This window comes from Enterobacter mori LMG 25706 (assembly GCF_000211415.1).
In the GTDB taxonomy this organism is placed as follows: domain Bacteria; phylum Pseudomonadota; class Gammaproteobacteria; order Enterobacterales; family Enterobacteriaceae; genus Enterobacter; species Enterobacter mori.
Window position 1 is genome coordinate 637,360 of the sequence record NZ_GL890776.1, and the last position, 20,400, is coordinate 657,759.

Here is a 20,400-nt window from a genome sequence, read left to right on the forward strand (position 1 = left end):
ATTTCGAATCAGTGCGCCATTATCCAGCCCATCAGCAGCGTGGCGAAAATCACCGTCGATGCGCCGCCGATACGGGTAGCGATCTGCGCGAACGGCATCAACGACATGCGGTTAGAGGCGGATAAAATCGCCACGTCCCCTGTCCCACCCAGCCCGCTGTGGCAGCAGGTAACGATAGCCGCTTCCACGGGATACATATTCAGACGCGATGCAACAAAATAGCCGCTCAGCGCCATCGCAATCACGATCGATCCGCACACCACAACGTAGCCCACCGAGAAGACCGCCACCACGCTCTCCAGCGGCACGTACAGCATGCCCAGACCAATCATTAGCGGCCAGACCAGCGCTGCCGAGACAAACTTATAGCAACTGTGCGCCCCCTGTTCCATGGAACCGGGGATCACCCTGAAATACTTACACAGCACGGCGATGAGGATCATCAGCACCGGACCAGGAATGTGCACCAGTTTTTCAAACAGGCCACCGACGATGAAAAATGCGCACACCATTAGCAGCCCGCCCCCCATCAGGTGGAAATCCGTCTGCTGAACGCTTTGCGTCCCCGCAAACAGATTCTGATCGTCCTTGCTGCGGGTTAGCATGCCGTTTCCCGAAAGTGCAGGACGTTTCGTTCCCAGACGCGCTAGCGTACCCGCACAGATGATGGCGAAGATATTACCGACGACGGCGGCAGGTGCCAGCTGTGCGACGTAAACGTCAGGCGCTTGTCCGAGTATGGCCGAATACGCCAGCGACAGTGGCAAAATGCCCTCACCAATCCCACCGCCAATAATCGGCACGATGATGAAGAAAAAGGTGTGGTAAGGCGTATAGCCAAACAGCGAGCCGACGATTAACCCGCTCATTACCGCCATTAGCGTCCCGACAACCAGCGGTACAAACATGCGGATCATCCCCTGGATAAGCAGCACCCGGTTCATCCCCAGAATGCTTCCCACCACCAGACAGGCAATGACGAAATAGAGCAGATTCGCCTCTTTCATCAGCAGGTGTACGGTATCCAGCGTCTGTTTTTCGAACACGCCAAAATAGACCAGGATGGATGGCACCATCAGGCAGAGAATGGCCGGGCCACCGATGTCCTTCAACAGCGGGATCTGACGACCGATTTTGGCAAAGGCGAAACCGAGCGTCATGATCACCGCCAGTCCACCGATCATATTTTTCGGCAGCAGCCCCGCCCATGCGGACGTCGCCACGATGGTCGCAATGCCCACAAACAACATCAGTGGGACGGCGCCCACTTCGGCATTACTCAGCCCTAACGTAAAACGCGAGGAGACCGGAGAAGTCGATACAGGATTATCTTTCATATAATCACCTGATTAGTAGGTTCGGATATAAAAACAGGAGTAAAAACCGATAACTCCCGTGTTCAAAAATATTCTTTATATTTAATAATTTTAAATCGCCATTGATAAAATGGTTCAGCGTGAAATTAGCATGGGCATTCAGCCAGAAATGTGAAGACCGCAATGGTTTCATTTTATAAAGTTAATTCATCTTTTTGTAAGTAAAGTTATTCATCGCCCGGTATTTTGAAATTAATAAAACCAGACAGAGTGTGACCCTTATCACCACCGCCCTGATGTTTAACCGCTAGATTAGCGCTAAATAAAAACATAAACGCGCTTAAGAACAGACCTGCTTCGCAAATCTTATTTAATCCGTTTTAACTATTTCAGGAGTCAACCATGTCTCGCAAAGAAGTGCTGTATACGCCTTATAACGGCGCAGTACTGCTGGAAAACCCATTACTGAATAAAGGCCTCGCGTTCATTAAAGAGGAACGTGATAATTTTAATCTGCACGGCTTATTACCGCATAATGTTGAAACCATTGAAGAGCAGACCGAACGCGCATGGGTACAATTCTGTCATTTCAAAAGTGATATTTCCCGCCACGTTTATCTGCGTAATATTCAGGACACCAATGAGACCCTGTTTTACAATCTGTTGCGGAAACATATGAAGGAGACGCTGCCGATCATATATACCCCAACGGTCGGTGAAGCCTGCGAACATTTCTCTACCATCAATCGTCGGGCGCGCGGGCTTTTTATTTCATGGCCGAATCGCCATCGCATCGATGAAATGCTGCAAAGTTTCTCGCGTAATGATATTCGCGTGATCGTGGTAACTGACGGAGAGCGTATTTTGGGCCTTGGCGACCAGGGGATCGGCGGAATGGGTATTCCGATTGGTAAATTGTCATTGTATACCGCGTGCGGTGGTATTCATCCGGCCTCAACGTTGCCGATTATGCTGGATGTCGGCACCAATAATCAGCAACATCTGGACGACCCGCTGTATATGGGCTGGCGTCATCCACGCATCAGCGACGAGCAATACGCTGAATTTATGGATATGTTTATCAGTACCGTCAAAGCCCGCTGGCCAACTGTTTTACTGCAGTTCGAAGATTTTGCGCAAAAAAATGCGACCAGGTTACTCCAGCGTTACCGCGACCAGCTGTGCTGCTTCAATGACGATATTCAGGGAACCGCTGCCGTCACGGCCGGCACGCTGATTGCAGCCGCCCATGCAGCCGGAACCCGCATCCGCGATCAGCGCGTGGTCTTCCTCGGCAGCGGCTCTGCCGGATGCGGTATAGCCGAAAAAATCGTGGCGCTGATGGTCGGCGACGGGCTAACCGAGGCCGAGGCCCGCAGCCGGATCTTTATGGTCGATCGTTTTGGCTTACTGACCGACGATATGACCAACCTGCTCGATTTCCAGAAAAACCTGCTTACGGCGCGGGAAGCCATTCGCGACTGGCAGGTGGAATCGTGCAATATTTCGCTGATGGAGGTGGTCAGAAATGCCCATCCAACCGTGATGATTGGCGTATCCGGTCAGCCGGGGCTGTTCAGCGAAGCGATAGTTAAAGAGATGCACCGCCACTGCCCGCGCCCTATTATTATGCCCCTCTCTAATCCAACATCACGCGCAGAGGCGCAACCTCAGGATCTGATCGAATGGACGCAGGGTAGCGCTCTGGTTGCGACGGGTAGCCCCTTCTTGCCGGTATTCTGGCAGAACGAACAGTACGACATTGCCCAGTGTAACAATGCCTACATTTTCCCCGGTCTGGGGCTGGGGATATTGGCCAGCAACGCGCGGCGGGTTACCGAAGAGATGTTGATGGTGGCGAGCCGCAGCCTGGCGGCGCAATCGCCGCTGGTCACCACTGAAAAAGGTGGATTACTCCCTCCCGTCGACTGCATTGATACCGTGTCGCGCAATATCGCGTTTGCGGTCGCCCGGGCAGCGATTGAGCAAGGCGTTGCGGCGGCAATGGATGACGAGACCTTGCTGGCGCAAATCGAAAAAACCTGGTGGCAGGCGGACTATGCGCCGTACCGCAGGTCGGCGCTGTAGTTTCAACGCCGGGTAGCGTTCGCGCCTGCCCGGCAAACCTTACATCGAATACCCAGGCTTCTTGATCAGCTCGTCCAGCTTCGGTCCGATCTCGGTATCCCAGACCTGCGCTTTCCAGTCGGCTTCCTGAACTTCATTCAGCGCCACCGAAATGGAGCGGTCTTTGCTGTTCAGATGGCGCGTAATCACCTCGGCGATATCCGCCGCCAGAGCGTTTTTTTGTTCATCGTTCAGATCGCGGGGAAAACATTTGATATCTACGTGTGGCATTTGCAGGCTTCCTGTTGTGGGTGAGCGTTCCACGTTATCAGATAATCTCGTTTGCCTTTAACACCTTGTGCAGTTCCGGCAGCGCACACACCGAATCTGCGATCGCGGTGATCTTTGGCGTGTTGGCCGCAAACCATTCGTGCCGTGGCCCCCAGGTGCGCGCGACCGCAATATAGACATCGAGCAGTGTCAGCCGCTTCCCCAGCGCAAAAGGTGAGGCGGTAAGTTGGCTATCGAACCACAGATAGAGTGATTTCCGGTACTCAATGCAGTTTTTCTTCAGCTGCTCCGGCGCGTCGGGCACCCAGCGTTCCGGATAATCGGCATAGGTAAAGGTGGGATAGACGTTCGCCACAAACCAGATGAGCAAACGCTGAAACTGCTGGCGCTCGGCCTGGCCGACGGGCGGGGCAAGATCCGGGCAACGGTCGAGCACCATCAGGGCAATGGGCGCGGTTTCCGTCATGATGGACCCATTTTCCAGCGCCAGCGTCGGGACCTGGCACAGCGGGTTGAGTTTTTGCAGCAGCTCACGCTGCGGGCCGGGCTGGTCAAACCCGTCCACGTTGATAAATTGATAAGGGATATCAGCCAGGGTTAGCATCACTTCACTGATTGCCGAGCCCCAGCCGGGTACGCCATAGAGTTTAATCATGTTGCCCCCTCAGGAATGAAAACCCTAAGTGTAGAGCACCATTAATAGGTTATCCCAGGCGGGTTGACCTCCGACTGCGCCACCGCTTCGCCCTGTTCACCCCAGCGCGCCAGCACCTTCTGGTACTCTCCCCGCTTGATCGCACCGTCCAGCGCGGCCTGCAGCGCGTACACCAGCTCATTGCCCTTTTTCGTGGTGGTGGCTACAAACGCCTTCTTCGGCCCTAATCCCACGACGCGCGTTTTTCCGGTGAGCGCCGCTTTGTAGGCCGAGACTGACTGAGGCCCGAAGAACACGTCTGCCCTGCCGGACTGAATATAGAGATTGCCGGAGGCATCGTCCTGGAGATAGACCGGCAGCGCAGGCGTCCGCCCCGCCTTTTTGTTCTCTTCGTTCCAGCCCAGCAGTATGCGCTCCTGATTGGTACCCGAGCCGACAATCACCTTTTTCCCTGCCAGATCTTCCGCGCTTTTGATTGACTGAATCTCGCTGGTGGATTTCACCGAAAACGCCAGCGAATCGACGCGGTAGGTGGCGAAATCAAACTTCTCTTTGCGCTGTTCGGTCACCGCAATGTTCACCAGCGCCACGTCGTAGCGCCCGGAACTGATCCCCAGCGGCCAGTCTTCCCACGCCGTCGGCACCAGCTTCAGCTTTAGCCCAAGACTGCCCGCCAGCAGGCGAGCGATATCCGGGTCGCTGCCGATGCGCGTGCGGTTATCGCTTGCCAGCAGCGCCAGCGGTGGCGAATTGAGGGCTGAAATGGCCACCGTCAGCGTACCCGGTTCAACGAATGCGTAGTTCGCGGGGATCTTCGCCACCGCCTGCGGATCAAGCGTTATCGGCAGCGGCTGCTCGTTGGCTTTCACATCAATGCTGGCGTGGCTCACCGTCGTGAAGACCAGCCCCGCCAGAAGTCCATATTTCATCTGCGCTCCTTACAGCACTTTAGACAGAAACTGGCGCGTTCGCGCATGCGACGGACGGTTCAACACCTCGTCGCTACTGCCCTGCTCAACAATTTTCCCGTCAACCATAAACACCACCTGATCCGCGACTTCACGGGCAAAGCCAATCTCGTGGGTGACGACCACCAGCGTGGTGCCGGATCGGGCGAGCTTTTTAATCACGTCCAGCACTTCGCCAACCAGTTCAGGGTCGAGCGCCGAGGTGGGCTCATCAAACAGCATCACGCGAGGGCGCAGCGCCAGCGCCCGGGCAATGGCGATACGCTGCTGCTGTCCGCCGGAAAGATGGCGCGACCAGGCATCGGCTTTATCCCGCAGCCCAACCACGTCCAGCAGGCTGTACGCCCTTTCCAGCGCCTCTTTTTTGCTGAGCTTTTTGTGCGCGATGGGCGCTTCAATCAGGTTTTCCAGCACCGTCAGATGCGGAAAGAGATTAAAGTTCTGGAACACGTAACCTACGTTGACGCGCTGTTTGAGGATCTCCTTCTCCTTCAGCTCGTAAAGCTTGTCGCCCTGACGGCGATAGCCGATGTAATCCCCGTCGATCTGGATAAACCCTTCGTCAACGCGCTCCAGGTGGTTAATGGTGCGCAACAGGGTTGATTTGCCAGAGCCGGACGGCCCAAGGATGACCGTCACGGACCCGGGCGGGATCTCAAGCGAAACGTTGTCGAGCGCCTTATGGCGGCCAAAAAACTTGCTGACGCCGGTAATCGAAATATGTCCTTCAGGAGAGGCTTGCATGAACGGGCTCCTGTGCTGGCGTGGAGGTAACGGAACGGACGCGGCGAGTGGCGCGGTTCTGATTGACGGCGGAGCGGCGTTCGCTGCGTGCCAGAGCGCGCTCAACAACATACTGAATGGCGGACAAGACGGTGGTAATGACCAGATACCAGGCAGCACCGACCATCAGCAGCGGGATCACCTCCTGCGTGCGGTTGTAGATCATCTGAATGGTATAGAACAGTTCCGGCATCGCCAGGACGTACACCATCGCCGTACCTTTGGCGAGACTGATGATTTCATTGAATCCCGACGGCAAGATGGTGCGCAGCGCCTGAGGCAGAATGATCCGCACCGTACGACGCCAGGCCGGGAGACCCAGCGCGGCGGCCGCTTCATACTGACCGTGATCGACCCCAAGGAAGCCCCCGCGAATGATTTCGGCGGTATAGGCGCTCTGCACCAGCGTCAGCCCCACCACGGCGGTAGAGAACTGCCCCAGCACGTTGATGGTGTCGAAGCTGCCCCATGTAATACCGGTGAACGGCACGCCCAGAGAGAGCGTGTCGTAGAGATAGGAGAAGTTGTAGAGAATGATCAGCACCACAATCAGCGGCAGCGACCGAAACAGCCAGATATAGCCCCACGCCAGGCTGTTCAGCAGCCATGACGAGGACAGTCTCGCCAGCGCCAGCAGACCGCCCAACACCACGCTCAGCGCGGTGCCGATCAGGGTCAGCAGCAGGGTCTGCCCTACGCCTTCGAGGATCACCGGGTCAAAGAACCAGCGGGCGAATACCGCCCACTCCCAGCGCGGGTTAAAGGCCACCGACTGAATCACGACGGCCAGGACAAACAGCGCCACCGCGGCGCCGACGGCCCGCAGCGGATATCGCGCCGGGACCACCTTAATGGTTTCAACGTTGCTCATCGTCGTTCCTCATGCGGTTTTACTGAACGCTTCGCGTACCAGCGTTTTAGTGAAGCGCAGCCGACCGTCAAACGGCGGCTGGCTGTACTCTTCCGGATCTCGGTTCAGATCGAACTGCGCCTGGTAGCCCTGGCTGAGATAGAGCCTGACCGCCTCCGGCTGGCGAAAACCGGTTGTCAGGTAGATTTGGCTATATCCTGCCAGTACCGCCCGGCGCTCAAGCTCCTGCACCACGCGTCCGGCAAGCCCCTGCTGACGCAGGGTTTTGTCCGTCCAGATGCGTTTGATTTCCGCGGTGCGTTCGTCGAAAGGTTTGTACGCGCCGGTGGCGATAATCTTTCCGTCTCGCTCCAGTACGATAAACAGCCCCTGCGGCGCTAAATACCACTCGGTGAGTTCTACTTCCGCGTCTTTAGAGAAGTAGTCCCCATAACGGGCGGCGTATTCTCCGAACAGCCCCTCAATGATGGGCTGGAGTTCGGCATCTTCTGGCGAAACGTCACGAAATTGTTCGCTCATGCAGCCTCCTTAATCGCCCAGGCCAGCAGGGTTCACTTCGGACTGAGGAATGCGCTCAACCCCTTCCCCCCAGCGGTTCAGCACTTTGTCGTAATCGCCGTTTTTGATGACGCCGTTCAGCGCGGTTTGCACCGGCTCAACCAGCCCGCTGCCTTTTTTCAACGTCACCGCAATGTGCGCCGCCTTTGGCCAGCCGCCGTCGACGCTACCCACCAGTTTGGTTTTCCCGTTTAACGCCGCTTTCCAGGCGCCAATCACGTTCGGACCAAAGTAGGCATCCGCGCGTCCGGACTGCAGCGCCAGCGTTTGTGCCGCATCGTCTTTGGTGTAGATCGGGGTAAAGGGTTTAAGTCCCTTCTTCAGGTTTTCGGCATTCCATGCCAGCAGGATGGCCTCCTGGTTGGTGCCGGAGCCAACGATAATCCGCAGCCCGGCGATGTCCTCCGCCTTCTCAAGCGACGCGATCGGGCTGGTTGATTTCACGTAGAACCCAAGGGAATCTTTTCGGTAGGTGGCAAAATCAAATTTCTCTTTGCGCTCTTTGGTCACGGTGATATTGCTGATGGCCGCATCGTATTTCCCGGAGGCCACGCCCAGCGGCCAGTCTTCCCAGGAGGTCGGCACCACGTTCAGCTCCAGTCCCAGGCTGTCAGCGACCAGACGGGCGACGTCCACTTCACTCCCCAGCAGCGTTTTGTTGTCATCGGAAAACACCGTCAGCGGCGGTTGATTGAGGCCCGCCACCGCAACGGTAAATTTCCCCGGCACGGCGAAGCGGTAATCTTTCGGCAGCTGTGCCACCGCATCGTTGTTTTTGGCGGTATTAACCGGCGTTTTATTGGCCTCGATGCTCACGCCGGTGCCGTTAATCTTCACATTCTCTGCCCAGACGGCAGGGGTAAAAGCCAGCGCAAGCGCCAGAATAAGGGATGTTTTCTGCATAGCGGGATTCTCTTTTATTGTTGTGTGAATTGGTTTTTAGGTTCGTCTAAGCCAAGACTGTCGCGCAGCGTGGTGCCGGGATAGTCGGTCCGAAACAGTCCGCGCGCCTGTAAAACGGGCACCACCTGGTCAATAAAGCGCGGGAAGGTGTCCGGCGTACCGCCCTGAATGATGAATCCGTCCGCCGCATGGCCTTCGAACCAGGCCTGCAGACCGTCAGCCACCTCTTCCGGCGTGCCGGAAAAGCGCGGGCGCGGTGATGCAGCTTCAAGGGCCACCTGACGCAGGGTTAAGTTACGCTCTGCGGCATTACGCTTAATTTCATCGGTGGTGCTGCGGAAGCTGTTTTTGCCTAAGTCGCCGATATCCGGGAACGGCTCGTCGAGCGGATACTGGCTGAAATCGTGATGCTCAAAATAACGCCCGAGGTAGTTGAGGGCATCGTTAATCGACACCAGCGCCGCCGTGGTTTGATACTGGTTTTCCACGTCATCGGCGTCTTTACCCACAATGACGCTGACGCCCTGGAATATATGCAAATCAGACGCGCGGCGTCCGTTAATTTCCAGCTGCTGCTTCACGTCACGATAAAAAGCTTTCGCTTCGTCGAGGGTTTCATGATGCGTAAAAATGGCGTCGGCATGTTTCGCCGCCAGTTTTTTCCCGTCGTCCGACGCGCCCGCCTGAAAGACAATCGGTCGCCCTTGTGGCGTTCGACCAATATTCAGCGGACCGGCGACCTGGAAGAAATCACCGTGGTGATCCAGGGTATGCAATTTTGCCGAATCAAAGAATTGGCCACTCTCTTTATTGCGCACAAAGGCGTCGCCCTCCCAGGAATCCCACAGCCCTTTTACGACGTCGAGATACTCGTCCGCAATGCGATAGCGCAGCGCATGCTCGGGGTGCTTTTCACGGGAAAAATTCTTCGCTGAGCCTTCCAGCGGCGAGGTCACCACGTTCCAGCCCGCGCGTCCATTACTCAGGTGATCGAGGCTGGCAAACTGACGTGCCACGGTAAAAGGCTCGCTGTAGGAGGTGGATAAGGTTCCCACCAGGCCAAGGCGTGAGGTAATACTCGCCAGCGCGGATAATACCGTTAGCGGTTCAAAGCGATTTAAAAAATGCGGGATCGATTTTTCGTTAATATAGAGACCGTCGGCCACGAATAAGAAATCGAGTTTGCCCGCCTCCGCTTTTAGCGCCGTCTCTTTAACAAAATCAAAATTGATGCTGGCATCCGCGATTGCCGCAGGATGACGCCAGGCTGACATATTTCCGGATGCACCATGCAAAATGGTCCCCAGCCGCAGTTGACGATGTGCAGACATATTCACCTCAAATAAATTAAACGTGTTGCAGGGCTTTTTCCGCAAGCTGTGCAAAATAGCGGGCAGCGGGTTCAATGAGGGCCTCATCCGGATTAAAGGACGGGTGGTGTAAACCGAACGGGCTGTTGCTGCCAATGCTGACAAACGCGCCAGGAATAGACTGCAGATAGACCGCAAAATCCTCCCCGCCCATGTGCAGTTCCGCGTGCTGGGTTTCGTACCCTGACTCTCTGGCAACAGAGGTGGCGAAATCTGCCCAACGTTCGTCGTTCACCAGCGCGGTCGGTCCGGCATACCAGGTGATGTCGATCTGCGCACTGAAGGCGCTGGCAAACCCGGCGGCGATTTCCCCGACGCGGGCCTTCACGTTTTGCTGCACTTCCGTGCGATGGGTGCGCAGCGTGCCTTCCAGCTCCACGCTTTCCGGCAGGACGTTCCAGGTGTTGCCTCCGGCAATGCGCGTTACGCTCAACACCACCGAATCCAGCGTATTGACGTTGCGGCTGGCAACGCTTTGCAGCGCCGTCACCAGCTGGCTCGCCAGCACAATGGCATCGTTGCCTTCGTGTGGACGTGCGGCGTGCGCGCCCTTGCCGGTAATGCGGATCACAAAGCGGTCAACGTTGGCATAAAACGGCCCGCCGCGAGTGGCAAACTCGCCTACCGGCAGCCCCGGCTCGTTATGCATACCGAAGATGGCGCTCACGTCACGCAGGGCACCGGCCCGCACCATGCTTTTTGCACCGCCAAAGTTTTCTTCCGCAGGCTGGAACAGGATCCGCACCCGCCCGTCGAGCGACGCTTCACGCTCTTTCAGCTTCAGCGCCGCGCCGAGGATCACGCTGGTGTGGATGTCGTGTCCGCAGGCATGCATCACCCCCGCACGCTGCGAGCTAAATGGCACGCCGCTGCGCTCCTCTATCGGCAGCGCATCAATGTCTGCGCGCAGCGCAATCAGCTTATTACCCGTCCCGATTTCCGCCACAAGCCCGGTTGTCAGGTCATACGGCAGCGGCGTAATGCCAGCATTCGTCAGCCACTGGCGCAGGCGTGCAGTCGTTTCGACCTCCTGTCCGGAGAGCTCTGGGTTCTGGTGCAGTTCACGACGCCAGGCAATCAGTTGTTCGCCAAAACTCATACGGTGACCTCCTTGTTGAGACGCGCTTCGGCAAGCAGACGGAGCGACGCGACGCGTGTTGCCCCCTCCGCGACCGGCGTGTCGATGATAAATTCGTCAATGCCCCACTGCTCATGCAGGGCGTTCAGCTGTTCAAGCACCGAGTCAGCAGTGCCTGCCAGCAGGGACTGCGCCCGACGTGCAATACGCACCGGCTCGCTGCCTGCCTGACGCGCAAAGGCGTAGGCCTGTTCTTCGCTGGCGACGGTCACGCGCTGGCCGTTTGCCAGCTCAACGCCCCATACTTCGACCTTCTGCGCCAGCGCGTCGGCCTGCTCCTGCGACTCCGCCACAATGGCCTGCACTGCAACAATCACATCGCGGGTGCTGTTCTGACGCCAGGTTGACACCACCTCTCGCAGCAGTTCCGGATCGCCGTTCAGATGAGCGGCAAAAACAAAGTGCCAGTCAAGTGATGCGGCGAGCAGCGCGCTTTCGGTACTGGCTCCCAGCAGGAACCCCTGCGCAGGCACCGGCGGCAGCGGCGTGGCGCGAACGGCCTCCTCCGCCGACTGATTTTCAGGGCGGATCCAGCCGTCCAGCTGCGTCAGCTGTTCAGCAAAGCTGCCTTTTTCCTGCGGATGTAAACCGAGCTGCAGTGCGCGGGTAGAGAGCGGGAGACCGCCGGGGGCTTTCCCGACGCCCAGATCCACGCGGCCCGGTGCCAGCGCGGCCAGAAGATTAAAGTTTTCTGCGACTTTATAGGGGCTGTAGTGCTGAAGCATGACGCCGCCCGACCCCACGCGAATACGCGTTGTTTGCCCGAGGATCCAGGCAATCAGCAGTTCCGGCGAGGGGCTGGCGAGCTGAGGGGTGTTGTGGTGTTCGGCAATCCAGAAGCGGTGATAACCCAGCGTTTCCGCCTGCTGTGCCAGTGTTAAGGTACGTGCCAGCGCATCGGCGGCGGTTTCGTGTTCTGCGACGGGGCTTTTATCCAGAATGCTGATTCGCCATGACATGTTGCGTTCTCGTTTGACTTAACATGTCGTCATTATTAAAGGCGCGATTAACCTCTGAGAAACAATTAATTTACATTTAGTTTGCCGGAAATCAGATATGTAAACCCTGCTAACGGTGTGATTTAAGCGATGAAATCAGCGCCTCCGCCTGCTGCCGACGGGTGATGCGGACAAAGCGAATGTGGGCATATTGCGGATTTTGCATATCAGCTTCGTAGCGTTCGCGATTACTGCGCCAGGTTTTGACGGTCCATATGATGATGGACTCCCGACTAAAAAACGAGCGGCGGAAGCTTTCACGGTTTCCGGTGCCGGGCCACAGTTCCTGCTGGTGCCATGCACGTTTAAACGCACGCGTCACCGCCTGCCAGAGCGTGCGGAGGAACCCGCAGTCCACCCACACCACCAGATCTACCTCGCGCCACTTCACTGGACGGGTGCGGTTGTAGTTACCGTCGAGCACCCAGCCGGGCGTGGCGGCAAGCGTCTCCGCCAGCGTTTTCAGCAGCACCTCGTCGGGCGTTCCCTGCCAGTCAGGACGCCAGTACAGCCTGTCCATCTCAATGTACGGGAGTGACAATTCCGTTGCGATGCGCCGGGCAAGCGTGCTTTTGCCGCTCCCGCTGGTGCCGATAATATTGATTTTCACCGTTCCGCCTGACTATGCTGAAAAAAAGGATCGCATCATATCCCTTTCTTTTTGTCACCGAAACGCTCAATAGCTAATCATTCGGGTACTGCACGTCACTCACTTTCTCCAGCCACTCAACCGGACTGCCGTTTACCGCTTCGGCGATGGCAATATGAGTCATCGCCGTTTGCGCACACGCGCCGTGCCAGTGCTTTACGCCCGGCGGGATCCACGCGATGTCGCCCTGGTTAAGCGGCTCCGCCTCTTTGCCCCACTCCTGCAGCCAGCCGCGCCCCTGGGTGACAATCAGCGTTTGCCCAAGCGGATGAGTGTGCCAGGCGGTACGCGCGCCCGGCTCGAAGGTCACCGTGGCCCCGCCTACTTTTGCCGGTTCTGTCGCCTGGAACGGCGCATCAATGCGTACGGTGCCGGTGAACCAGGCGTCTGGCCCCTTAACTGACGGTAATGAACCGTTGCGGATAATTTTCATCATGTACTCCTCGTTGACTGTTGCGTTAACAGTAGCGCAAAGCCATCCGCAGCATTAGAGTGCATAATCAGAACGTAAACATGAACTGAATTCATAAATGAGGGCTAGCCGCCATGTTAAAAGACAATTTCAACGATCTGCTCTCGTTTATGGTCGTCACCCGCGAGCGCAGCTTTACACGAGCCGCGGCACAGCTGGGCGTCTCGCAGTCGGCACTGAGCCATGCGATGCGCAATCTTGAAGCCCGACTCGGCGTTCGCCTGTTAACCCGAACCACCCGTAGCGTGGCTCCTACCGAGGCCGGCGAGCAGCTTTTTATCCGCTTACGTCCCCACCTGATGGAGATCGAACAGGAGCTAACGGCGCTGCGCGATACGCGCGACAGGCCTGCGGGGAATATCCGTATTACCGCGGGTGAACATGCCACGGAGAGCGTACTTTGGCCGGTGTTGAAACCCTTTATGGCGCAATACCCGGATATTAACGTTGAAGTGACGGTGGATAACGGCCTGACCGATATTGTTGATGGGCGTTTCGACGCGGGCGTGCGCCTGGGTGAACAGGTGGCGAAAGATATGGTGGCGGTGAGGATCGCGCCGGACATGCGCATGGCCGTCGTCGCGTCCGAAGATTATCTGGAGCGCTTTGGCGTGCCGGAAACACCGGAGCAGCTCGCGACGCACCGCTGCATCAATATGCGCCTGCCCACTCTTGGGGGATTATATGCCTGGGAATTTGAACGCGACGGGCGCGGTTTTAGCGTACGAGTTGAAGGACAGCTTACGTTGAACAGCCTGCCGCAGCGTATCGATGCCGCCGAGAACGGTCTCGGTTTGGCCTACGTGCCGGAAACGTCGATCAGTAAGGCCGTCTCAGAAAGACGGTTAGTTCAGGTCCTCGATGCCTGGTGTCCGACCTTTGAAGGATATCACCTTTATTATCCCAGTCGTCGCCAGCATGCGCACGCTTTCAAGCTGCTGCTGGATGCCCTGCGTCAGCCGTCAGCGATACCTACAGGTAATTATTAAGCAAACCTGATGATTAAAGCACCGCTTCAACGCGCGTTTTGTCTAAAAACTCGCCACGTTTCAGCGCGTTGTGATCCCCGTCTGCTCTGACCACACGATTTCCTTCGACGTGCATCACTTTCGGCACGGTTATATTTTGCGTCGCTTATCAATTGCGGGTAGGATGCCACGCCATGTTTCGCCTTATCCATACACAGAATGACTGGAAAGGCAGCATGTGTTTGCGCAGAAGCAATCGTTTGTATTGCGTTCTGCCAGGCAGGACTATCACGATAATGGTTCAGACAGGCAAACAGGTAACTCAATGAAAACAAGCAATAAAAGCGCAGCCGATCATCACGCTGCGAAACGTCGCTGGTTGAACTCCCACGAAGAGGGCTACCACAAAGCGATGGGCAACCGTCAGGTTCAAATGATCGCCATCGGCGGCGCTATCGGTACAGGTCTGTTTTTAGGTGCTGGCGCACGTCTGCAAATGGCGGGCCCTGCACTTGCACTGGTCTATCTGGTGTGCGGGATCTTCTCGTTCTTCATCCTTCGTGCCCTGGGCGAACTGGTACTGCACCGCCCGTCCAGCGGCAGTTTTGTCTCCTACGCTCGCGAGTTCCTCGGTGAAAAAGCCGCCTATGTGGCAGGCTGGATGTACTTCGTCAACTGGGCGATGACCGGTATTGTCGACATCACCGCCGTTGCGCTGTACATGCACTACTGGGGCGCGTTTGGCGATGTGCCGCAGTGGGTGTTTGCGCTCGGCGCGCTGGCGATTGTCGGCACCATGAACATGATCGGCGTGAAGTGGTTCGCCGAGATGGAGTTCTGGTTTGCGCTGGTAAAAGTGCTGGCCATCGTGGTGTTCCTGGTGGTCGGTACGGTGTTCCTCGGCAGCGGTAAACCGCTGGACGGCAATGCCACCGGCTTCCACCTGATAACCGATAACGGCGGCTTCTTCCCCCACGGCCTGCTGCCTGCGCTGGTGCTGGTTCAGGGCGTAGTGTTTGCTTTTGCTTCCATTGAGCTCGTCGGTACCGCGGCGGGTGAATGTAAAGACCCGCAGACGATGGTGCCAAAAGCCATCAACAGCGTGATCTGGCGTATCGGCCTGTTCTACGTCGGCTCCGTGGTGCTGCTGGTTCTGCTGCTGCCTTGGAACGCCTATCAGGCAGGTCAGAGTCCGTTCGTGACCTTCTTCTCTAAGCTGGGCGTCCCTTATGTGGGTAGCATCATGAACATCGTGGTACTGACCGCGGCGCTCTCCAGCCTGAACTCTGGCCTGTATTCCACTGGCCGTATTCTGCGCTCCATGTCGATGGGCGGTTCAGCGCCGAAGTTCATGTCGAAGATGAGCAAGCAGCAGGTTCCTTATGCGGGGATTCTGGCGACGCTGGTGGTTTACGTCTTTGGCGTGTTCCTGAACTATCTGGTGCCGTCCCGCGTATTTGAGATCGTTCTGAACGTGGCCGCGCTGGGCATTATCGCCTCCTGGGCCTTTATTGTGGTCTGCCAGATGCGTCTGCGCAAAGCGATCAAAGAAGGCAAAGCGGCTGATGTGAGCTTCAAGATGCCGGGCGCACCGGTGACCTCCTGGCTCACCCTGCTGTTCCTGTTCAGCGTGCTGGTGCTGATGGCGTTTGACTACCCGAACGGTACTTACACCATCGCGACGATCCCACTGCTGGCGGTTCTGCTGATTGCTGGCTGGTTCGGCGTGCGTAAGCGCGTTCACGAGATCCACAGCACCGCGCCGGTTCATCACGACGATGAAAAGCACGACGCACCGCTGGTGGAAGAAACCTCGCGTTAATAAAAAAGCCGGGTGGCGGCTTCGCCTCACCCGGCCTACATATCAAGAATTTGTAGGCCCGGTAAGCGCAGCGCCACCGGGCAATTCCCCCATCAGAGTGCAATACGAATCACATCGTCAGGCTGGGTTGCTTCCTGCTGACGGGTCGACTTCTGTTTCACCGTCACATACAGCGTTTTACCATCGGCAGAGAGTGCCAGGCTATTCGGATAAACCGGCGTATCGAACGTTTTGGTCACCTTGTAGGTTTTCGCGTCAATCACGCTCACCTTGCCCGCTTCGCGGTGCGTCACGTAGACTTCATTGCGCGTTGGGTTAAACAGGACGGCCAGTGATTCAGGCGCGGCGATCTTCTCCGTTACGCTGCCGTCTTTCAGGCTCACCACCAGCACTTCCGGCTGTTTTGAATCGGTCAGGAACGCGCGCTGGCCGGCGGTGTCCAGGCTCAGGTTAAGGTAGAAATGCTCTTTACCGTCGTCCTGCACTTTTTTACGGCTGATGATTTTGTGGGTGGCCGTGTCAATCGTCAGCAGTTCGCCGTCCGCATTCGTGGTGTAGAGACGTTTCGCCTGCGCATCCAGCGCCAGGCCGGTGCTATAGGTACCGGTATTAGCGATGGTGTCCTTCAGCTTCAGGGTTGCGCCGTCCACGACCCAAATCACGCTCTCTTTGCCTACCCCGGTGATGTAAACGGTGTTGCTCGCGTCGTCCGCCACCAGCTGGCGCGGCTGCAACGGTTTGACCGTCTCGCTGCGTTTACGATCGTCGAGTACCAGACGCCCTTTCACGTCCCCCGTTTTGGCATCAATGGCCGTCACCGCACCGTTGATGGTGTTACCCAACCACAGCGTCTGGGTGGCGTTATTGAAGGTTGCCCCGAACGGTTTGAGATCGCTATGGATCGCTTGCGTCACGTCCAGCGTGACCGGGTCAAGGCGATAAACGACGCCGCCTTTATCGGTCTTACGGCTTTGTGATGTCGCCACCCACAGCGCGTTCTCCTGCTGGCTCAACGCCATCTCATAAGCCCCTTTGCCGACCGCTTTACGCAGCATCTCTTCTGCAGCATGAACCTGGAACGTACCGGCGAATAATAATGAGCCTAACAGCAGAGAACCGCGCAGGCGCGGCGAGCACAGATGACGTAAAGACATAACAATTCCTTTTTTGAAGAATAAGTGTACTGCTGACATCGCTTCCAACCGGCAGCGTCATCGCGCCGCCTTTATGATAATGAGAATAGTAATCATTAATTCTATAAATGTGGAGTTTTTCTTCCCTTCCCTCCTTTCATTAACGCAATGTGCGGTTATAGTTTTCAAAACATTTACAAAAGATTTAACATGTATGCACATGTTCCATTTGGTTCGTTTCTTCACCTTAACTGGTTTACTTCATGAAAATCATCACCGCCCGTAAGGCAACTCTCCCGCTGCTGCTGGTTCCTGTTATCCTGGCGCCCCTTGAGGCGATAGGCGCGGACGAGCAGACCATGATCGTCAGCGCCACGCCGCAGACCGTCTCTGAACTGGATACGCCCGCCGCGGTCAGCGTGGTCAATGGCGACGATATGCGTCAGGCAGCGCCACGGATTAACTTGTCTGAATCTCTCGGTAGCGTGCCGGGGCTGCAAATTCAGAACCGCCAGAACTATGCGCAGGATCTGCAGATTTCAATGCGTGGCTTTGGCTCCCGCTCTACCTTCGGCGTGCGCGGTATTCGGATGTACGTGGACGGTATTCCCGCCACCATGCCGGACGGACAGGGCCAGACCTCGAACATCGATCTCACCAGCATGGATAGCGTGGAAGTGCTGCGCGGCCCCTTCTCTGCCCTTTACGGCAACGCCTCTGGTGGCGTCATTAACATTAATACGCAGACCGGCCAGCAGCCGCCGACCATTGAGGCCAGCAGCTATTACGGCAGTTACGGCACCTGGCGCTACGGCATGAAAGCCACCGGCGCGATGGGCGACGGTACGCATGCGGGCGATGTGGATTACACCGTTTCGACCACCCGCTTCACCACCCATGGCTATCGCGACCACAGCGGCGCGCGTAAGAACCTCGCCAACGCGAAGCTGGGCGTGCGTATTGATGACGTAAGCAAGCTGACGCTGATTTTCAACAGCGTGGACATGAAAGCCAACGATCCGGGCGGTCTTGACTATCAGGAATGGCGTGACAACCCGCGTCAGTCACCGCGCGGCGACCAGTACAACACCCGCAAAACCATCAAGCAGACCCAGGCCGGGCTGCGCTATGACCGTCAGCTGAGCGAGCAGGACGATCTCAGCGTGATGATGTACGCCGGTGAGCGTGAAATGACGCAGTATCAATCCATCCCGTATCAGCCACAGTTGAGACCAACCCATTCCGGCGGCGTGATTGATATGCAGCGTCACTATCAGGGCGTCGATACCCGCTGGACGCACCGGAGCGAGCTGCTGGTTCCTGTCACCTTTACTACCGGGCTGAACTACGAAAATCTGAGTGAAGATCGTCGCGGGTACGAGAACTTTGTCATGAACAACGGCGTACCGGATTACGGTGTAAAAGGCGATAAGCGTCGTGACGAACGTAACCTGATGTGGAACCTTGACCCTTACCTGCAAACCAGCTGGCAGTTAACGCAAAAACTCTCTGTCGATGCGGGTGTACGTTACAGCTCCGTCTGGTTTGATTCTAACGACCACTACGTTACGTCCGCCAACGGCGATGACAGCGGCGAGGCGAGCTACCATAAATGGCTCCCGGCGGGCTCGGTGAAATACGCCGTGACCGACGCGTGGAATCTCTATGCCGCCGCAGGACGTGGATTTGAAACACCGACCATCAATGAACTCTCCTATCGTCCTGATAACCAGGGTGGGCTGAACATTGGCCTGAAGCCGTCCACCAACAACACCTATGAAGTGGGCAGCAAAACCCGTATCGGCAATGGCCTGCTGACGGCAGCGCTGTTCCGCACCGATACGGATGACGAGATTGTGGTGGATTCCAGCTCCGGAGGCCGAACCAGCTATAAAAACGCCGGTAAAACCCGCCGTCAGGGTGTGGAAGTTTCCCTCGACCAGCAGTTTGCGGAAAACTGGAAGCTGAAAATGGCGTGGACCTACCTTGATGCCACCTACCGTACCAACGTATGCGGGGATGATAACTGCAACGGCAACCGTATGCCGGGTATTGCCCGCAACATGGGCTTCGCATCGTTTGGCTGGCAGCCAGAAGAAGGCTGGTATGCAGGGACAGACGTGCGCTACATGAGCGACATTATGGCCGACGACGAAAACACGGCCAAAGCGCCGTCTTATACGGTTGTCGGACTCAATACCGGGTATAAATTCAATTACGGCAACTGGGGAATGGATCTCTTTGGCCGCGTCGATAACCTGTTCGATAAAGAGTACGCGGGCTCGGTGATTGTCAACGAGTCCAACGGGCGTTATTACGAACCTGCTCCGGGCCGCAACTACGGCGTAGGACTGTCGGTCTCTTATCGCTTCGAGTAAGGATACGCGACGGCCCTCTTCTCTTTTTTATATTTTAACTCCTGTTGGCTAAATGCCAGCAGGAGTTATTCATCAAAAAAATAAATGGATGCGGTAAATAGTCGCGCGCTAAAATAATCTCTCAGTTGAAATATTGTCGCTGTAGCAGATCGTTTGCTTCATCAATCAGCTTATCTATTGCTTTCTTACTCCCTTCAACATCCCTTCTTTCCAGGGCAGAAAGTAAATCTGCGTAATGATAGGTTGACGCCCTGATATCATTCAGCTCCCGGTGGAGATAGTTAATACAGGGACCAATGCGTACCCACAGCTGCTCGATGAGCGCATTGAGCGTCGGCATCTCCGCGTACTGATACAGCGTAAAGCGGAAAACACGGTTTGCGTATAACGCCTGCTGGACGTTGCCGTTAGACATGGCGTCATGAAAGGCCTCAGACAGCTTGTGCAGCGTTTCCAGCTTGCTCTCCGTCATGTGCTGACAGGCAGCCGCTACCGCCATTGGCTCCAGCTGTTTTCTGATGGCGTTTATTTCGTTATAGCGATCTAACGTTACCTCAGGCACCAGGAAGGCCTGCGCAGGCGTGGCGTGCAGCGCCCCCGCCGATACCAGACGTAAAAGCGCCTCGCGAACCGGGGTGATACTGGTGCCTAATTTATCGGCGATCTCTTTCGTAATCAGTCGAGCACCCGGTTTAAGTGAGCCTGTAATTAACGCCCCTTTTAAACTGATCTCAACTTGCATGGTTAGACTGACTCTTTGCGCTTTTTCTAAATGATCCAAATCAAGCATGTTCAATTCCTGTAGCTAATACTTAACGCTATTTTTAAGCGTCGCTTTTTATAACGACGCTGGTTCGATATATCCTGTATCGTCATGCCTGGTGGTGGGAAGTGCGTATAAACGCAAAAAAAAATACATTCACTCTGTTTTTATCGCGCTCTGGCCTTCTATGCTGATGACGCTGGCGCGGTGCCGATATAATTAAAGACAATATATCGTATCTTCACAAATAAATATGGCGGGGTTTCCCCCCTATTTTTTTTTTTTTTTTTTTCGCCG

The 20,400-nt window shown here is 56.2% G+C and carries 17 protein-coding genes and 1 pseudogene; 4 read left to right on the forward strand and 14 right to left on the reverse strand.

Translation table 11 applies throughout. The annotated features are described in order from the left end of the window. Positions 1–8: 8 nt before the first annotated feature. On the reverse strand, positions 9–1,337 hold the full coding sequence (locus ENTMO_RS0112885) for a 2-hydroxycarboxylate transporter family protein (RefSeq protein ID WP_010431462.1): 1,329 nt from the start codon (positions 1,335–1,337) through the stop codon (positions 9–11). A 381-nt stretch (positions 1,338–1,718) separates the two neighbouring features. Between ENTMO_RS0112885 and ENTMO_RS0112890 the strand changes: the two genes are divergently transcribed. Further along, the gene (locus tag ENTMO_RS0112890) at positions 1,719–3,404 is read left to right on the forward strand and encodes an NAD-dependent malic enzyme (protein ID WP_010431464.1); all 1,686 of its coding nucleotides are present in this window, start codon (positions 1,719–1,721) and stop codon (positions 3,402–3,404) included. A 39-nt stretch (positions 3,405–3,443) separates the two neighbouring features. Here ENTMO_RS0112890 and pptA read toward each other — a convergent pair whose 3' ends face one another. The 11 genes and pseudogenes from pptA to ENTMO_RS0112950 form a co-directional block, all read right to left on the reverse strand. Beyond that, the gene (gene pptA / locus ENTMO_RS0112895; RefSeq protein ID WP_010426149.1) at positions 3,444–3,674 is read right to left on the reverse strand and encodes a tautomerase PptA; all 231 of its coding nucleotides are present in this window, start codon (positions 3,672–3,674) and stop codon (positions 3,444–3,446) included. A 37-nt stretch (positions 3,675–3,711) separates the two neighbouring features. Then, positions 3,712–4,329, reverse strand: coding sequence for a glutathione S-transferase family protein (locus ENTMO_RS0112900; RefSeq protein ID WP_010426150.1), 618 nt, complete (start codon positions 4,327–4,329; stop codon positions 3,712–3,714). Positions 4,330–4,370: 41 nt separating this feature from the next. Continuing rightward, positions 4,371–5,258: an ABC transporter substrate-binding protein gene (locus tag ENTMO_RS0112905; RefSeq protein ID WP_010426151.1), complete on the reverse strand. Its 888-nt coding sequence runs from the start codon at positions 5,256–5,258 to the stop codon at positions 4,371–4,373. A 9-nt stretch (positions 5,259–5,267) separates the two neighbouring features. Next, entirely contained in the window at positions 5,268–6,041 is a 774-nt protein-coding gene (locus ENTMO_RS0112910) for an amino acid ABC transporter ATP-binding protein (RefSeq protein ID WP_010431467.1), read from the reverse strand. Beyond that, a complete protein-coding gene (locus ENTMO_RS0112915; RefSeq protein WP_010431472.1) occupies positions 6,025–6,951 on the reverse strand; it encodes an amino acid ABC transporter permease in 927 nt (308 codons plus the stop codon). Before ENTMO_RS0112915 ends, ENTMO_RS0112910 begins: the two co-directional genes overlap by 17 nt. A 9-nt stretch (positions 6,952–6,960) precedes the next feature. Continuing rightward, positions 6,961–7,470, reverse strand: a complete 510-nt coding sequence (locus ENTMO_RS0112920) for a GNAT family N-acetyltransferase (protein WP_010431475.1) — start codon at positions 7,468–7,470, stop codon at positions 6,961–6,963. Positions 7,471–7,479: 9 nt separating this feature from the next. Further along, positions 7,480–9,743, reverse strand: a pseudogene (locus tag ENTMO_RS26625) (NtaA/DmoA family FMN-dependent monooxygenase). Positions 9,744–9,759: 16 nt separating this feature from the next. Then, a complete protein-coding gene (locus ENTMO_RS0112935; RefSeq protein WP_010431480.1) occupies positions 9,760–10,881 on the reverse strand; it encodes an amidohydrolase in 1,122 nt (373 codons plus the stop codon). Next, entirely contained in the window at positions 10,878–11,879 is a 1,002-nt protein-coding gene (locus tag ENTMO_RS0112940) for an LLM class flavin-dependent oxidoreductase (RefSeq protein ID WP_010431482.1), read from the reverse strand. The genes ENTMO_RS0112935 and ENTMO_RS0112940 overlap by 4 nt, the downstream gene beginning before the upstream one ends. 109 nt (positions 11,880–11,988) lie before the next feature. After that, complete coding sequence (locus ENTMO_RS0112945; RefSeq protein ID WP_010431484.1) at positions 11,989–12,528, reverse strand: AAA family ATPase; 540 nt, start codon at positions 12,526–12,528, stop codon at positions 11,989–11,991. A gap of 73 nt (positions 12,529–12,601) precedes the next feature. Next, a complete protein-coding gene (locus tag ENTMO_RS0112950; protein WP_010431485.1) occupies positions 12,602–13,000 on the reverse strand; it encodes a (R)-mandelonitrile lyase in 399 nt (132 codons plus the stop codon). Positions 13,001–13,113: 113 nt separating this feature from the next. Here ENTMO_RS0112950 and ENTMO_RS0112955 point away from each other — a divergent pair, with 113 nt between their 5' ends. Together ENTMO_RS0112955 and ansP are read left to right on the forward strand one after the other, a co-directional pair. Beyond that, the gene (locus ENTMO_RS0112955) at positions 13,114–14,028 is read left to right on the forward strand and encodes a LysR family transcriptional regulator (protein WP_010431487.1); all 915 of its coding nucleotides are present in this window, start codon (positions 13,114–13,116) and stop codon (positions 14,026–14,028) included. 304 nt (positions 14,029–14,332) lie between these two features. Further along, positions 14,333–15,829, forward strand: coding sequence for an L-asparagine permease (ansP, locus tag ENTMO_RS0112965; RefSeq protein ID WP_010431489.1), 1,497 nt, complete (start codon positions 14,333–14,335; stop codon positions 15,827–15,829). 92 nt (positions 15,830–15,921) lie between these two features. Here the strand turns inward: ansP and yncE are convergent, their stop codons facing one another. Next, the gene (gene yncE, locus ENTMO_RS0112970; RefSeq protein ID WP_010431491.1) at positions 15,922–16,983 is read right to left on the reverse strand and encodes a 7-bladed beta-propeller protein YncE; all 1,062 of its coding nucleotides are present in this window, start codon (positions 16,981–16,983) and stop codon (positions 15,922–15,924) included. 242 nt (positions 16,984–17,225) lie between these two features. On the opposite strand from yncE, the gene pqqU reads away from it, so the two are divergent. After that, a complete protein-coding gene (gene pqqU, locus ENTMO_RS0112975) occupies positions 17,226–19,340 on the forward strand; it encodes a TonB-dependent receptor PqqU (RefSeq protein ID WP_010431493.1) in 2,115 nt (704 codons plus the stop codon). Between the two features lie 121 nt (positions 19,341–19,461). Here the strand turns inward: pqqU and ENTMO_RS0112980 are convergent, their stop codons facing one another. Continuing rightward, complete coding sequence (locus tag ENTMO_RS0112980; protein ID WP_010431497.1) at positions 19,462–20,130, reverse strand: GntR family transcriptional regulator; 669 nt, start codon at positions 20,128–20,130, stop codon at positions 19,462–19,464. Positions 20,131–20,400 lie beyond the last annotated feature (270 nt).